This is a genomic window from Orenia metallireducens, from assembly GCF_001693735.1.
GTDB lineage: Bacteria > Bacillota > Halanaerobiia > Halobacteroidales > Halobacteroidaceae > Orenia > Orenia metallireducens.
The window spans coordinates 322659-339193 of sequence record NZ_LWDV01000007.1; the positions used below are offsets into that span (position 1 = coordinate 322659).

14 protein-coding genes and 1 other annotated feature are annotated in these 16535 nt (G+C 34.9%); all 14 genes read right to left on the minus strand.

Features of this window, described 5'->3' with window-relative positions:
* Positions 1–195 precede the first annotated feature (195 nt).
* The 14 genes from cimA to ilvD all read right to left on the minus strand — a co-directional run bounded on the left by cimA (position 196) and on the right by ilvD (position 16443).
* Complete coding sequence (cimA, locus tag U472_RS04350; RefSeq protein WP_083189748.1) at positions 196–1761, minus strand: citramalate synthase; 1566 nt, start codon at positions 1759–1761, stop codon at positions 196–198.
* Positions 1762–1773: 12 nt separating this feature from the next.
* Entirely contained in the window at positions 1774–2826 is a 1053-nt protein-coding gene (locus tag U472_RS04355) for a 3-isopropylmalate dehydrogenase (RefSeq protein WP_068715887.1), read from the minus strand.
* Between the two features lie 292 nt (positions 2827–3118).
* A complete protein-coding gene (leuD, locus tag U472_RS04360; protein WP_068715889.1) occupies positions 3119–3613 on the minus strand; it encodes a 3-isopropylmalate dehydratase small subunit in 495 nt (164 codons plus the stop codon).
* Between the two features lies 1 nt (position 3614).
* A complete protein-coding gene (gene leuC, locus U472_RS04365; RefSeq protein ID WP_068715891.1) occupies positions 3615–4877 on the minus strand; it encodes a 3-isopropylmalate dehydratase large subunit in 1263 nt (420 codons plus the stop codon).
* Positions 4878–4932: 55 nt separating this feature from the next.
* Entirely contained in the window at positions 4933–6438 is a 1506-nt protein-coding gene (locus tag U472_RS04370) for a 2-isopropylmalate synthase (RefSeq protein WP_068715894.1), read from the minus strand.
* A 106-nt stretch (positions 6439–6544) separates the two neighbouring features.
* Positions 6545–7534, minus strand: coding sequence for a ketol-acid reductoisomerase (gene ilvC, locus U472_RS04375; RefSeq protein WP_068715896.1), 990 nt, complete (start codon positions 7532–7534; stop codon positions 6545–6547).
* 190 nt (positions 7535–7724) lie between these two features.
* The gene (ilvN, locus tag U472_RS04380; RefSeq protein WP_068715898.1) at positions 7725–8204 is read right to left on the minus strand and encodes an acetolactate synthase small subunit; all 480 of its coding nucleotides are present in this window, start codon (positions 8202–8204) and stop codon (positions 7725–7727) included.
* Positions 8204–9940: a biosynthetic-type acetolactate synthase large subunit gene (ilvB, locus tag U472_RS04385; protein WP_068715900.1), complete on the minus strand. Its 1737-nt coding sequence runs from the start codon at positions 9938–9940 to the stop codon at positions 8204–8206. Before ilvB ends, ilvN begins: the two co-directional genes overlap by 1 nt.
* A gap of 128 nt (positions 9941–10068) precedes the next feature.
* Positions 10069–10356: a binding site (T-box leader), on the minus strand.
* Positions 10357–10420: 64 nt separating this feature from the next.
* On the minus strand, positions 10421–10897 hold the full coding sequence (locus tag U472_RS04390) for an FUSC family protein (RefSeq protein WP_068715902.1): 477 nt from the start codon (positions 10895–10897) through the stop codon (positions 10421–10423).
* Positions 10898–11162: 265 nt separating this feature from the next.
* A complete protein-coding gene (locus tag U472_RS04395; RefSeq protein ID WP_218059037.1) occupies positions 11163–11693 on the minus strand; it encodes a methyltransferase domain-containing protein in 531 nt (176 codons plus the stop codon).
* The gene (locus U472_RS16980; protein WP_068715905.1) at positions 11669–11869 is read right to left on the minus strand and encodes a class I SAM-dependent methyltransferase; all 201 of its coding nucleotides are present in this window, start codon (positions 11867–11869) and stop codon (positions 11669–11671) included. Before U472_RS16980 ends, U472_RS04395 begins: the two co-directional genes overlap by 25 nt.
* A gap of 66 nt (positions 11870–11935) precedes the next feature.
* The gene (rsgA, locus tag U472_RS04405; protein WP_068715907.1) at positions 11936–12967 is read right to left on the minus strand and encodes a ribosome small subunit-dependent GTPase A; all 1032 of its coding nucleotides are present in this window, start codon (positions 12965–12967) and stop codon (positions 11936–11938) included.
* Between the two features lie 52 nt (positions 12968–13019).
* Positions 13020–14225, minus strand: coding sequence for a GNAT family N-acetyltransferase (locus tag U472_RS04410; RefSeq protein ID WP_068715909.1), 1206 nt, complete (start codon positions 14223–14225; stop codon positions 13020–13022).
* 559 nt (positions 14226–14784) lie between these two features.
* Positions 14785–16443 carry a dihydroxy-acid dehydratase gene (gene ilvD / locus U472_RS04415; protein WP_068715911.1) on the minus strand — a complete coding sequence of 553 codons (1659 nt, stop codon included), beginning with the start codon at positions 16441–16443 and terminating at the stop codon, positions 14785–14787.
* Positions 16444–16535 lie beyond the last annotated feature (92 nt).

The following is a 16535-nucleotide window of genomic DNA, read 5'->3' on the forward strand; positions in this document are numbered from 1 at the left end:
AGAATTATTTTATTTAAAAAATAAAATATAACAATTATAAATAATAAAAAAGACAACCAAGTAATTAGGTTGCCTTAAGAATATATTCTTGTTTTATCTGTATATAGTATTAATATTTCATCAATTTCAATCAGGTTTCAATACCGTTACCAGTAAACCTTTCGGAAAGTGCTCATATCTACTTTTTATAGATATTTATTTATTAGATTGTTTCAACTTTATCCCATACTCTATGCTATCCACTAAAGCCTGCCAACTGGCTTCGATAATATTGGTTGAAGCTCCAACAGTACCCCAAGTTTGGTGTCCATCTGTAGACTCAATTAACACCCTAACCTTAGCTGAAGTTCCTTCATTACCTTCTAAGACCCTAACTTTATAGTCTATTAAATGGATATCCTTAAGTTCAGGATAGAAACTAATTAATGCCTTTCGTAAAGCACCATCAAGAGCATTAACTGGTCCATCACCTTCTGCTGCTGTATGGACTCTCTCTCCATTGACCTTAACCTTGATAGTAGCTTCTGATAAAGGACTAATATCTTCAGACTTTTCAGTGATAATTCTAACCCCTTCTAGTTCAAAGAGCTTTGTATATCTACCTGTTGCTTTTTCTACTAATAATTCAAAGGAGGCTTCAGCACCTTCAAAGTGATAGCCCTGATGCTCTAAATCTTTAATCTTATCTAAAACAGCCCTTAAATCTGTGCTCTCCTCTTCAATATTAATACCAAGCTCTTGAGCTTTATAAACAAGATTACTCTTACCAGACAATTCAGAAACAAGAACTCTCTGCTTATTACCTACTAACTCTGGTCGAATATGTTCATAGGTCTTAGAATCTCTTAAGATAGCACTAACATGAATTCCACCCTTATGAGCAAAAGCACTATCTCCAACATAAGGTTTATGGCTAGGAGGGTTTAAATTGGCTACCTCACTAACATAACGAGATACCTCTGTAATCTTTGATAATTGTTCATCAGTTATAAAATCTTCATTATACTTTAATTTCAAGTTTGGCATAATTGAAGATAGATTAGCATTACCACACCTCTCACCATAACCATTGATAGTTCCTTGAATCTGTACTGCCCCTGCTTCATAAGCAGTTAGGGAGTTAGCTACTGCTAACTCAGTATCATTATGGGCATGAATACCTAAAGGTGTGTTAACCTCTTCTTTAACCTTGGCTATAATCTCTTTGATTCTAAAAGGCATTGTACCACCATTAGTATCACATAAGATCAATGTATTAGCTCCACCCTTTTCGGCAGCCTGTAAGACCTTAGTAGCATACTCAGGATTAGCCTCATAACCATCAAAGAAATGTTCAGCATCAAAGTTAACTTCTAAGCCTTTACTCTTTAGATAAGCCACAGAACTCTCAATCATCTTTAAATTCTCTTCTAAAGTAGTCTTTAAAGCTTGGGTCACATGCAAATCCCAGGTCTTTCCAAAGATTGTAGCAACTTTGACCCCAGAAGCCAAGATAGCATTCAAGTTCTTATCTTCCTCTGCTTTAATATTGGCTCTACGGGTACTACCAAAAGCAGCTATCTTAGCATTTTCAAGCTTTAAATCCTGCACTTTATTGAAATACTCAATATCTTTGGGATTGGAACCAGGCCAACCCCCTTCTATATAATCAACACCTAATTCATCTAATTTCTTAGTAATATTTAATTTATCTTCTGTAGAATAGGAGATACCCTCTCTTTGACTTCCGTCACGTAAGGTAGTATCATAAATTTTTATCACTACAATCCCCTCCTATCCTAAAACACTACAGATGTAATCTCCTACTCCGTCAGTAGTTAATTTTCCACCCATATCAATAGTAGTTTGATTCTCTGCTAATGATAAATCGATTGCTTTTTGAATCATTTGAGCCTCTTTAGGATTTCCTAGAACCTCAACCATCATTGCTGCTGCTAATAATGCAGCTAATGGATTAGCCTTATTTTGACCTGCAATATCTGGAGCAGAACCATGAACTGGCTCAAACATGGATACACCTTCTGGATTGATATTACCTGATACAGCCATACCCATTCCACCTTGAATCTCTGCACCTAAATCAGTGATGATATCTCCAAACATATTACAAGTAACTACTACATCAAAGATTTCTGGATTTCTAACCATCTTCATAGTCATAGCATCAACTAACATGTGATGTTGAGTTACATCAGGATACTTTTCTCCAACCTCTTTGAATACTCTTTGCCATAAGTCATGAGAATAAGTTAAAACATTACTCTTATCACATAAAGTCAATTTGTTATTTTTATTACGCTTTTGAGCATACTCATAAGCATAACGTATAACTCGCTCTACACCTTTATAAGTATTGATCATCTCTTGAGTAGCCACTTCATCCTTAGTTCCTTTCTTAAAGAAACCACCTACTCCAGCATAAAGACCCTCTGTATTCTCACGGACGATCATCATATCGATATCTTTAGGACCTTTACCCTTTAATGGAGTAAATTTAGAATCCAATAACTTAATTGGACGAAGATTGATATATTGGTCTAAAGAGAAGCGTAAGTCTAATAAAATTCCATGCTCTAAAACACCTGGTTTAACACGAGGATCTCCTACTGCCCCCAAATAGATAGCATCAAAGTTTAATAAATCAGCCTTAACCTCATCAGTTACTAGCTCACCAGTAGCTAAATAATGGTCAGCTCCTATACTAAATTCTTCAAACTCAAAATCTAAATCTGTAATTTGAGATAACTTCTCTAATACCTTAACACCCTGCTTAGTTACCTCTGGTCCAATTCCATCTCCACCGATTACTGCTATTCTCTTAGTCATAATTACTCTCCTTCTCCATTCTTATTGTTTTTTGAAACCTCCAACTCTCACTTTAATCTCATAGAAATTAACTTAAGAGCCACACCTCATCCCCAGCCCTTCTCCTACTCTTAGGAGAAGGGAGAAAAACAAAAGATAAAGGGTTTCCCCTCTCATTAGATAAGGAGAGGGGATTAAGGGGTGAGGTGTGAGGGCTTGATTTTATAGCATTTATCCTTAAGTTATGATATTTTAAATTAAGATAAAAGTACGGGTTGGTGTTAACCAACCCCTACAATTTATTATTCAAAATCTATCCCTTTACCTTCTCTTTTACGTAATTTACTAATCCACCTGCATCAATGATTTTTTGCATAAATTCTGGGAATGGTTCAGCTTGAAACTCAGTACCTTTACTTAAGTTCTTGATTACTCCAGAATCTACATCTATCTCTACTTCATCTCCCTTTTCAATTCCAGCAACTGCTTCTGGACATTCTAAGATAGGAAGTCCGATATTGATTGCATTTCTAAAGAAGATACGGGCAAAAGAGTTAGCAATTACTGCTGATACTCCTGCTGCTTTAATTGAGATTGGAGCATGCTCACGGGAGCTTCCACAACCAAAGTTATCCTCTGCTACGATGATATCACCTTGCTCCACATTAGCAGCAAAAGTATCATCAATATCCTCCATACAATGTTCCGCTAATTTCTGAGGATCAGATGTATTTAAATATCTAGCTGGGATAATTACATCAGTATCTACATCATTACCATACTTCCATACTCTACCTTTAATCTCCATCTTATAATACCTCCTTCGGACTAACAATCTTACCAGCAATTGCAGAAGCTGCTGCAATTGCTGGGTTTGATAAATAAACTTCACTTTCTGGATGGCCCATACGACCAACAAAGTTACGGTTAGTTGTAGCAATAGCTCTTTCACCTTTAGCTAAGATACCCATATGTCCACCTAAGCAAGGTCCACAAGTTGGAGTACTTACTGCTGCTCCAGCATCAATAAAGATTTCAATTAATCCTTCTTTCATTGCTTGCTTATAAATCTCTTGAGTACCAGGGAAGATGATTAATCTTACATGTTTAGCTTTCTTCTTACCTTTTAAAATTTCAGCTGCAACTCTTAAATCTTCAATTCTTCCATTAGTACAAGAACCAATTACAGATTGGTCAATCTTAATATCTCCCACTTCACTGATTCCTCTTGTATTCTCAGGTAAATGAGGGAAAGCTACTTGAGGTTCGATATTTGTTACATCATACTCAATTACTTGAGCATACTCTGCATCTTCATCACTTTTATATACTGTCCACTCACGTTGAGCTCTATCTTTAACATACTCCAAAGTAATCTCATCTGCTTCAATTAATCCACACTTTCCTCCAGCTTCGATAGCCATATTAGACATAGTAAATCTATTATCCATAGATAAATTATCAATTACTGGACCTGTAAACTCCATAGCTTTATATAAAGCACCATCTACACCGATATCACCGATTGTATAAAGGATTAAGTCTTTACCGCTAACCCACTCTTGTAACTCACCTTTATAGACAAACTTAATAGTCTCTGGAACCTTAAACCATGCTTCACCAGTTGCCATACCTGCTGCCATATCAGTACTTCCAATTCCTGTAGCTAAAGCACCTAAAGCACCATAAGTACATGTATGTGAATCTGCACCAATAACAATATCTCCAGGAACAACTAAACCTTTTTCAGGTAATAAACAGTGTTCAATTCCCATTTCTCCTAATTCAAAAAAGTTTGTAATCTCTTTTTCCTCAGCAAACTCTCTAATCATTTTAACCTGTTCTGCTGAATTAATATCTTTATTAGGAACAAAATGATCTGGTACAATTGCTATTCTATCCTTATCAAAGACATTTTGAATACCTATCTTCTTAAACTCCTTTACTGCTACTGGAGTAGTTACATCATTTCCTAAAACTAAATCTAATTTTGCATTTACCAATTCTCCTGGTCTTACTTTATCTTTACCAGCATGAGCTGCTAAGATCTTCTCTACCATTGTCATTCCCATAATTACTCGCCTCCTCGACTTATTTACTTATTGAATATTCTCTAACGAACACTACTTACTTAATAGCTACAAATATCCTATTCATCGCATTATTATAAGCTCTGGCACTAGCTTCAATTATATCTGTACTAATACCTCTACCAACATAAATCTTATCTTGATAATCTAACTTAACAATTACCTCACCTAATGCATCCTTACCACTAGTTACTGAATCTATCTGATAATCAGCCAACTTACATTCTAAACCTGTTATCCGATTCATCGCCTCATAGATCGCATCAATCGGTCCACCTTCAGAACAAGCACTCTCATTGATCTTCTGACCATCCTTCTCCAACTGAACAGTAGCTGTTGCTAACCCTGGGCTACTTGTTACTTGTAAAAGATTTATCTGATAAACTTGGTCAACTTGGCTAATCTCATCTTCCATAATAGCTTCTAAATCAAAACCAGTAATCTCTTTTTTCTTATCTGCTAGGTCTTTGAATCTTTTGAAGGCAGAATTTAATTCTTCCTGACCCAATTCATAGCCCAATTCCTCTAGCTTCTGTCTAAAGGCATGGCGCCCTGAATGCTTTCCAAGAACAATTTTATTCTCCTCTAACCCAATAGTTGTTGCATCCATAATCTCATAAGTGGTTCTCTCTTTAATCACACCATCTTGGTGAATACCAGACTCATGGGCAAAGGCATTCTTACCAACAATAGCTTTATTAGGTTGAATCTCCATACCAGTCAAATGGCTAACCAATCTACTGGTACGAGCAATCTCTTTCAAATTTAAATTACTCTGTTTATCAAAGTAATCATAACGGGTATTCAGCGCTAAAGCAATCTCTTCTAATGCAGTATTACCTGCCCTTTCACCAATTCCATTTACAGCACATTCAATCTGTTCTGCTCCATTTTCAATAGCTGCTAATGAGTTTGCAACTGCCAAACCTAAGTCATTGTGGCAATGAACACTGATTACAGCTTGATTAATATTAGGTACATTATCTTTAATATATTTTATAAGTCCACCAAATTCTAAAGGAGTAGCATAACCAACTGTATCTGGAATATTAATTGTAGTTGCCCCAGCAGCAATCACTGCTTCAAAGACTTCACATAAGAAGTCCTTATCACTTCTAAAGGCATCCTCTGCTGAAAACTCCACATCATCGGTATAAGTCTTAGCATATTTAACAGCTTCAACAGCACTTTCTAAAACCTCTTGTGATGATTTCTGCAATTTATATTTCATGTGAACAGGTGAAGTAGCTATAAAGGTATGAATTCTTGGTCTTTCTGCATCCTTAAGTGCTTCCCCAGCCCTATCGATATCTTGCTTAGTAGCTCTAGCTAATCCAGCAATTACTGGACCTTTAACTTCTTGGGCTATCTTCTGAACTCCCTTAAAATCTCCTTCTGAAGCAATAGGAAATCCCGCTTCAATCACATCTACTTCTAACTTTGCCAACTGCTTAGCAATCTCCAACTTCTCTTTAACACTCAAGCTAACTCCTGGTGACTGCTCACCATCACGCAAAGTAGTATCAAAGATTTTAATAGCCATAAAAACTCACCTCACTCTTTTTTGTGTGAGTGGGTGTGATAAGTGTGAGTGAAAAATAGCTTATATTCCACTATCTCACCCCCACACTCACTACTCACACTAAAAATTAATCAAGATAATTCATTTTAGATCTTAACTCTGCTCCAACTTTTTCAATCAGATGATCCTCATCAATAGCTTTCTTTCTATTATATCCTGGACGACCAACTTGATTTTCAAGTAACCATTGCTTAGCAAATTCTCCTTCTTGAATATCTGTAAGTAACTTCTTCATAGCCTTTCTTGATTTATCATTAATAACCTGCTTTCCAGCAATTAAATCTCCATATTCAGCAGTATCAGAGATAGAATCTCTCATAGTAGCAATACCACCTTCATACATTAAGTCAACAATTAACTTAAGCTCATGTAAACATTCAAAGTAAGCAATCTCTGGTTGATAACCAGCTTCTACTAATGTTTCAAAACCTGCTCTAACTAACTCAGTAGTTCCTCCACATAATACTGCTTGCTCACCGAATAGATCTGTTTCAGTCTCTTCTTTAAATGTAGTCTCAATTACACCTGCTCTAGTACCACCTACACCCTTAGCATGAGCCAATGCATAGTCTTTAGCATTACCAGTAGCATCTTGATAGATAGCAATCAATGCTGGAACACCAAAACCTTCAGTATAAACTCTTCTTACTAAGTGCCCTGGCCCTTTAGGAGCCACCATATATACATCTACATCAGCAGGTGGGACGATTTGACCATAATGGATATTAAATCCATGTGAGAATACTAAAGCATTACCTGCTTCTAAATTTGGTTCAACTTCACTATAATATACCTTCTTCTGTACTTCATCTGGAAGTAAGATTTGAATTATATCTGCCTCTTTAGCAGCTTCAGCAGCACTCTTAGGTTCAAAACCATCTTTAACTGCTTGCTCATAGTTTTTAGTTCCTTCTAACTCAGATACAATAACGTCTAATCCTGCATCTCTCATATTTTGAGCTTGTGCATGACCTTGACTACCATAACCAATAACTGCAACTTTCTTTCCTTCTAAAACTTTTAAATCAGCATCTTCATTATAATACATTTTTACCATTCTACTCATCTCCTCGAATTGTTAGTTTACAGTTGACAGTTGACAGTGGACAGTTAAGTTAAAGAGAAAATTAATAATAACTATACACCATACACCTAATCTAAACTGTATTATTTTATTTATTTTAATTTATAAAATAGCTCTTTAATTATTAATGTTTTTTATTTATAACTGTAAACCGTTAACTGGTTTACTTCTTCCCTCTAGCCATAGCTATCTTACCAGTTCTAACTAGTTCTTTAATCCCAAAAGGTCTTAATAACTCTTCAATTGCAGTAATTTTATCTTCATTCCCAGTAATTTCAACCATAATTGAATCAGAAGCCACATCTACAATCTTTCCTCTAAAGATATCTACAATCTGCATAATCTCAGAGCGAGTAGTTGCAGTAGCCTTGACCTTAATTAAAGCCAACCCTCTACTAACAACTGATTCTTTAGTCAAATCACTGATTTTATGGACAACAATCAACTTATTTAATTGTTTAGTCAACTGCTCTAAAACCCTATCACTACCTTCAACAACCAAAGTAATTCTAGATATCTCATCATTATCTGTTTTACCAACAGATAAACTCTCAATATTAAAGCCCCTTCTGCTGAACAGACTGGCTATCCTAGCTAAGACCCCAGCTTCATTAGCTACTAAAACTGAAACTGTATGCTTCATTATGCCTCCTCCTTTAAGACCATATTATCTAAGCTACCACCTGGTGGTACCATTGGGAATACATTCTCTTCCTCTTCTATAATAAAGTCTAGTAGGTAAGGGTGAGGACTATTAATTGCTTCCTCTAATGCTGGTCTTATCTCTTCTGCCTTTGTTATCCTCTTAGCTTTAATTCCATAAGCTTCTGCCAGTTTAACAAAATCAGGTGTTGTCACTGGGCAGTGATCCCCTGGTGAAGAGCATCCTGGAGGACAGCTCTCTTGCATCTTCAAACAGACTGATGAATATCTTCTATCATAAAACATCTCTTGCCATTGCCTTACCATCCCTAAGTATCCATTATTGAAGATAACGATATTTAATGGTAATTTATTCTTAGCTACTGTAGCCAGCTCTTGGACATTCATCTGAAAACTTCCATCACCAGCTAAAGCAAAAACTACACTATCTTTATTACCAACTTGAACTCCTACAGCAGCTGGAAAGCCATATCCCATTGTCCCCAAACCTCCAGAAGTCATAAAACTTCTAGGCTTAGTATATTTATAAAATTGGGCTGCCCACATCTGATGTTGCCCTACTTCAGTAGTAATTAAGGCTTCACCTTGGGTTAGCTCATCTATAGCCTCGATAATCTCTTTTGGCGATAACTTCTTCTTATCTTTTCTAACTTGACTGACTTCATCTAATTTACGCCAGTTATCAATTAAAGCTAACCATTCACTTCTATCCTTCTCTTCAACCACCTTATTTAAAATAGTTAATATCCTCTTAACATCTCCAACTATTGGAATATCAACAAGTTTCCTTTTTCCTACCTCTGCTGGATCGATATCGATATGAATAATCTTAGCATCTTTAGCAAAGGTATCAAGTTTACCTGTAACTCTATCATCAAACCTTGATCCAATTGCTATCAATAAATCTGCATTTGATATAGCTAGATTTGCTTCAGTAGTACCATGCATCCCTAGCATCCCTAGGCTCAATTCATCCCTTTCATTAAAGGCTCCAAGCCCTGTTAAGGTAGTAGTTACTGGAATATTTGCCTTCTTAGCTAACTCACGCAATTCATCACTAGCTTCTGAGATGATAACACCTCCACCAGAATAAATTACTGGATTTTTAGACTCATTAATTGCCTTAGCTGCTTCTTTAATTTGTAGCTCATGCCCCTCATAGTTTGGCTTATACCCTGGAAGATTAATCTTGTTTGGATATACAAACTCTGCTTCTTCTTGTAATACATCCTTTGGAATATCTATTAAAACAGGTCCAGGTCTTCCAGTTTTAGCAATATGGAAGGCCTCCTTAATAATTCTAGATAAATCCTTTACATCTTGAACTAAGTAATTATGCTTTGTAATAGGTGTTGTAATTCCTGTAATGTCTGCCTCTTGAAAGGCATCAGTTCCCAACATTGCTCTAGGTACCTGACCAGTAAAAGCTACAATCGGTACAGAATCCATATAGGCTGTCGCCAATCCTGTTACCAAATTGGTTGCCCCAGGTCCAGAAGTGGTAAGACAAACACCAACTTTACCAGTAGAACGGGCATATCCATCTGCTGCATGAATTCCTCCTTGTTCATGATGTGGCATAATATGTTTAAATTTTGAATCATACAATACATCATAAATTGGGATAACCTTCCCCCCAGGATAACCAAAGATTATCTCTACCCCTTCTTTATAAAGGGACTCTACAAATATTTGAGCACCTGTCAATAACGTCATACTTAGCAACTCCTTTCTACTCTCTACTCATTTTTTAATAAGAGGTTATTACTACTCACTACTAATTACTTTATCCTTAGATATAAATATAAAAAACCTCTCATCTCAATTAACGGATTAAATCCATTAATTGGGACGAGAGGTCTTCTCACGTGGTACCACCCAAATTCACTACCATCTTAAAATAGCAGTCTCAATAAGTACTCTCATACTAAATAATCTAGTACAATTTATACTTCAGCATATGATAACGGATGCTGTCTCCTAAAAACTAGGATTCCGGCAAAACCTACTTAGAATTTCCTTTCAATTTTGCAGTTCAAGGGCTACAAAAATAATCCTTTAGATATCGGTTCTCAGCTACCCCGATTCTCTGTAATCCTAAAAATTATTTCCCTCCCTATCATAACCTTTAAAGAGTGTATGTTATTTAATAAATAGTATATGTTAGTTATTTACATTTGTCAAGATATTTATTATTTACCCCTTCAAGGAAATATCATTATCTGTTTTTAAATCTTTATGCATAAAGATCACATAATTTATTAAAGTAGATATTGTAACTCCCAATAAAGTATCTGCCAATCTATAGATGCTATAGTAAAAAGGAGTTACATAATCATATAAATTCACCATTATAGCTATAAAGACTATACAAGCTATATTAATTGAATTAGTATACCCAATCTTTTGGCATATCATTACGGTAATAAAGATGCCAACTCCACATAAAATTATACTGTTTTGATTTAAATAAGCAAAAAATATACCTGTGCCTGCTCCTATAAAGGTTCCCATCATTCTGTTTTTTGCAGATTGAAAGCTATCAGCAAATCCTGTTCCTATAGTTATTACTGCAGCTATAGCTGCATAAAAGGTAGATTCGATATTTAATAACCTTCCTATAGCAATAGATAATGAGACTGCTAATGCAACCTTCAAAGCTTTCTTATACATAATACCACCTTAGAATATAATAATTTATTTAAAAAATGTTATATATCTTATTACTTCACCAAACTATTTTATATAACTAATTTTTTAAATTAAAGTTTATCATTTGACTAAGAATTTGTCAACATTAAAAGTTAGGTCAAAGCTTTAAGTAAATAATATCATATGTTTAATATTTATTACAAAAACAGATTAAGAGGTCACCATAATGGAAACCTTATATTAATTATACTCTTTGTAATTAATATAAGGTTAAATTCTTAGTACATTATTTCTTTGCTATAATGTATCCAAAGGTAACCCATCTACCTTTATCCTTTTCGATAAACTCGCCATCTTCTCCAGGCTCACTTGAATAAGGGTCATACTCAGCATACTCTTCCCACCATAACTGAGCATCAGGTGCTATATCAGCTTCGATTATCTCAAAACCTACTGACTCAAAAACTTCAATAGTCTCTTCAAGAGTTGCAAAACATTTAGTCCAAGGTGCTGGCATATTCCCTTTTGTTACATAAGGATATATCTCTTTAGGAATAGCCACATCATTATGCATCGGTTCACCAAGTCCAAAAATACCACCTGGCTTAAGAACTCTATAAATCTCTTCAACTGCTTCTTTATACCCCTTAGCTCCATTCATTCCTCTTAGCATCTCAAGGGTAGTGGTTGTATATACCTTATCAAAACAAGAATCAGCAAAATCTATATCTGGTACACCAACTTTGATACCAAGAATATTACCTTCTACTCCCCATTTTCTAGCATTACCCATTAATTTTTCGACAGAATCACCCAAGAGTCAATCCCTACTATAAATGGGCTAAATTCCTTTGCCAAAAAGCAGGTCTGATAACCATTACTTGTTCCTACATCTAAAATCTTATCTCCCTGCTTGACTCCCATCTTATCTGCCAAAAATTCAGCTAAATTTAAACCACCTGGACCACTGCAATTTTTATAAATCTCATACAAATCTGTATATTTATTTACTTTTTATAATTATAATTTGTAATCGTTAGTTTACCTCCAAAATTTCTTCTAAAAACCAAATATATCTTTTTGCATTAATTTAGCTGCTCGTTCTGCTCCATACTTTCTCTTACGTTCAATATATAATAATTCTCTTTCTAACTTCCTATAACTCTCTAACCTTTCCTCTGGCAATTCACCTTGTTCTATAGCTTTTTTAACAGCACAACCTGGCTCTGAATCATGTTGGCAATTATTAAATTTACAGCTTCTTGCTAACTCTTCTATATCTGAGAAACTCCCCTTTAAGCCTTCAGAATTATCCCATAATTGAATCTCTCTCATTCCTGGAGTATCAATAATAACCCCACCTTCTTCCAAAAGAATCAATTCACGATGAGTAGTAGTATGCTTCCCCTTACCATCATCTTCTCTAATCTCGTTAACCTTCATCTTATCCTTACCAAGTAAATTATTAATCAAAGTAGATTTCCCTACTCCTGAAGAGCCCAATAAGGCAACAGTTTTTCCTTTTTGAAGGTACTGTCTTAATCCATCTATTCCTTGATTATCAATAGAGCTGATTACATGAATTGGTACTCCAAATGCAACACTTTCAACTTGGCTTTTCTTCTCTCGAATATCTTCACATAAATCAGCTTTACTTAAAATCACAACTGGATTGGCTCCACTATCCCAGGCAATAGTTAAATACCGTTCTATCCTTCTTAAATTAAAGTCTTGATTTAGAGAGGTGACTATAAATACTGTATCTATATTGGCTGCTACTATCTGTTCTCCGTTTTTAGTACCAGCCATGTTTCTAGAGAATTTACTTTTTCTAGGTAGAATATGATAAATTACTGCTCTCTCTTCTAAACCTTGTAAAGAAACAACTACCCAATCACCCACAGCTGGAAACTCTTCATTATAACGCATCTTTCCTGTTATCTCTCCTAAAACCTCACCATGCTCAGTGTATAACTTGTAAATACCCTTATATTCTACAGCAACTCTAGCTACTTGATATCGTCCTTTATCATTAAATTGATTAAACTCACTTTCAAAATTTTTATTCCAACCTAAATCTATTAAATTCAATGCAATTTCCTCCTTGTTTATTTAGTGGAGGTATAACCCTCCACCTTCTATTCTAGTAATTCATATAAAAATGAGAGTTCATTCTAGGAAAGAGAATATTAATAAGATCTCGATACCTGTGATTAACATTACAGTCAGGTAAAAAGCTATTAATCTCTGACCTACTCTTCTCTCCTAAAAATAGCTTAATAGCACCTTGCGGATTTAAATTAAAATCCCACTTTGCTTCTTTTCTCTCTTCTTTAATCAAATTTATTCTTCCATTATCAATCTCAAACTTAATCAACTCTCTAAAGTTATCATAATAAAATTCAACCTGTTCATCTTTATAAATAGAGTTATTTAATCTCTCTTCTAATACAGATTTTATATCAGTTAAAAATTTAAACTCATCAAGTATCTTTATCTGCCATGAATACCACTGCTTCCAGTTGCACCCATATCTGTCCATCAGCTTGATAAATTTGCTTTCTCTAGGAATATCTATATTAATAAAACTCTTCCCTTGCCCTTTAAAATAGTCAATGACTGCTTCATATATCTTAAAACTTAAATTATCAGAGATATCACAGATTTGAACTTCATCACCACTATTTAAAGCTAAGTAACCGATTTTGGTTTGATTCTTTTTTATTATTAAATATTTCTTTCTTATAACTGGGGAAATATAATCTAGCATCTGAGCTTTGATAATATCTTTCCCTTTAACAGTACATAAATCTGCTATTTTAGAAGCTTCCCTGAAGTTGTCAGCTATAAAAGCGATGTCTTCTTCTTTTGCTACCCTGATTACAATATCTTTATCACCTTTACTTTCTACCTTATCTAAATTCAAGTTTACACTGCCCATAGGTATGGCATAATTGAAACCATAGCGCCGATAAAAGTAAGGAATCCCTTCAATAGCTATAATGTTATACCCTAACTCTTCAGCTTTATTAAAGAATATCTCCATTAACTTCTTATTAATTCCTCTGCCTTGATAATCTTTAGCTGTAGCTACAATTCCAAGTTCAGCAGATTTTAAAATAACATTCCCATATCTAATCGGCATAACTACTAAATTTACTGTTCCTACATACTTATTTGCTGTTTTATCATAAGCATAAAAACAGATATTCTCTTCCTTATTTGGGGAATTGAAAACTAAGTCATGCAATAATTCTTTCTCCTCTATAGCAAAAACATCTTCACATAAATCCTTAATGCCTTCAAACTCCTCTTTACTCCTAGCAATTTTATATTCAATATTAGTCATCGCTAATAAATTCCTCCTAATTTTTAATAACTGAATTTTAAACTTTATTAACCTAATCTAACACTCATTTCTTTTTTAATCACAATCATTCTCATCGCTCCTTAAATAAAATATATAACTACAAAAAGCCACAGGTAGATAAACCCATGGCTTCGATATAATTAGATATATTATATAATAGTAGGAAATATAGGGGGCTGCTGTATATAAAAAAAGGCTATGGGCATAAACCCATAGCCTAAAATATCGTACTATACGATAATATATAACTATATCTATTAAGATGAGTTTATTAATCTAAGTTACTCTCCTAATTTCCAAGGACATCTAAAAATAGACACACTAATCCCTTGGACATTTAAGCTCAAAAAAGCTTAAGATAATTAGTTCATGCATTAATAAAAAACATGACATCTTTTTTCAAAGAGAATAACATATTAAATTCGTTTAGATTAATAAACCCGCTTCCATTCACAATCCCCCTGTTTTCTACTATCTGACTATATTATACAAATAAATGATTTGATTGTCAATTTCTATCTAAAATAATTTAATCTTATTATTTAAATACAGCTCCTGTACTAGCTGAAGTAACCAATCTAGCATAACGGGAAAGATATCCAGTCTTAATCTTAGGTTCTGGTGCTTCCCATTTATCTAATCTAGCCTGAATCTCTTCATCAGTTAAATCAACATTTAATTTTCCATTAGGGATATCTATCTGAATGATATCTCCTTCTTCAACGATTGCCATTGGTCCACCTTCCATCGCTTCTGGTGATACGTGACCAATAGCCGCTCCTCTAGTAGCTCCTGAGAAACGTCCATCAGTAATTAAAGCTACCTCTTTATCTAAACCAACACCTGCAATTGCTGATGTAGGTGTTAACATCTCTCTCATTCCTGGCCCACCTTTTGGACCTTCATATCTGATTACAACTACATCTCCAGGATTAATCTTGCCAGCATGAATAGCTGCAACAGCATCCTGCTCAGCATCAAATACTCTTGCAGGTCCTTCATGGACTAACATTTCATCAGCTACAGCAGCCTGCTTAACTACAGAACCATCTGGTGCTAAATTACCCTTTAAGAAGGATAATCCACCTTCAGCATGGTAAGCAGTAGCAAAATCCCTGATTACATCTTTATCTAAGACTTTCGCATTTGCTAAATTCTCTTTAATAGTCTTACCCGTTACAGTAATTAACTCTTCATTAAGTATTCCTTCCTCACTTAAGACTTTCATTACTGCAGGGATTCCTCCAGCTTCATGTAAATCTTGAATATGATGACTACCTGCTGGAGCTAAGCTGCAAATATGAGGTACTTCCTTCTTAACTTTATTAATTGCTTCTAATTCAAATTCTATACCTGCTTCATGGGCAATTGCTGGTAGATGTAAAGCTGTATTAGTTGAACAACCTAAAGCCATATCTACCTTTAGAGCATTATCAAAGGATTCTTCTGTTAATATATCCAAAGGCTTGATATCTTTCTTAAACATCTCCATTACCTGAATTCCTGCATATTTTGCCAATCTAATTCTATCAGCATAAACTGCTGGAATTGTACCATTACCAGGTAAACCTAACCCTAGAACCTCTGTTAAACAGTTCATAGAGTTTGCTGTAAACATACCAGAGCAAGAACCACAAGTCTGACATGCACTATTCTCTACTTCTAACAACTCTGATTCTGATATCTTGTCTACTTGATAAGCTGCCACACTTTCAAATACAGTATTTAAATCTATATCTTTTCCCTTATGCCTTCCTGCTAACATTGCTCCACCACTAACTACTACCGTTGGGATATTCAATCTAGCAGCTGCCATCAACATTCCAGGTACAATCTTATCACAGTTAGGAATTAAAACTAAGGCATCTAAAGCATGAGCTCTTGCCATAGTCTCTACAGAATCTGCTATAATTTCTCTACTTGCTAAAGAGTAATGCATCCCTTCATGTCCCATTGCTATCCCGTCACAAACACCGATTGCTCCAAATTCTAAGGGAGTTCCTCCTGCCATTCTGATTCCTGCTTTAGCTGCATCAGCTATCTTATCTAAGTCAGTATGACCTGGAATCAATTCATTAACTGAATTACAAACTCCTACTAATGGTTTATCTAGTTCTTCATCAGTCAACCCCATCGCTTTAAATAATGATCTCTGAGGTGCTTTATCAATCTTTGTAGTTACATTCTTACTTCTCATCTTCTCTCCTCCTTCTATGATTAGCTATCAAATAATTATTATAGCTGTTAACGAATTTATATTAAATATATTCTAACAAAAATCTAACCTAT

What these genes read in the sequence shown, in the direction of transcription:
- U472_RS04355 (WP_068715887.1), bottom strand. Translation starts at nt 2,826, where the DNA reads ATGACTAAGAGAATAGCAGTAATCGGTGGAGATGGAATTGGACCAGAG.
- leuD (WP_068715889.1), bottom strand. Translation starts at nt 3,613, where the DNA reads ATGGAGATTAAAGGTAGAGTATGGAAGTATGGTAATGATGTAGATACT.
- leuC (WP_068715891.1), bottom strand. Translation starts at nt 4,877, where the DNA reads ATGGGAATGACAATGGTAGAGAAGATCTTAGCAGCTCATGCTGGTAAA.
- U472_RS04370 (WP_068715894.1), bottom strand. Translation starts at nt 6,438, where the DNA reads ATGGCTATTAAAATCTTTGATACTACTTTGCGTGATGGTGAGCAGTCA.
- ilvC (WP_068715896.1), bottom strand. Translation starts at nt 7,534, where the DNA reads ATGGTAAAAATGTATTATAATGAAGATGCTGATTTAAAAGTTTTAGAA.
- ilvN (WP_068715898.1), bottom strand. Translation starts at nt 8,204, where the DNA reads ATGAAGCATACAGTTTCAGTTTTAGTAGCTAATGAAGCTGGGGTCTTA.
- ilvB (WP_068715900.1), bottom strand. Translation starts at nt 9,940, where the DNA reads ATGACGTTATTGACAGGTGCTCAAATATTTGTAGAGTCCCTTTATAAA.
- U472_RS04390 (WP_068715902.1), bottom strand. Translation starts at nt 10,897, where the DNA reads ATGTATAAGAAAGCTTTGAAGGTTGCATTAGCAGTCTCATTATCTATT.
- U472_RS04410 (WP_068715909.1), bottom strand. Translation starts at nt 14,225, where the DNA reads ATGACTAATATTGAATATAAAATTGCTAGGAGTAAAGAGGAGTTTGAA.
- ilvD (WP_068715911.1), bottom strand. Translation starts at nt 16,443, where the DNA reads ATGAGAAGTAAGAATGTAACTACAAAGATTGATAAAGCACCTCAGAGA.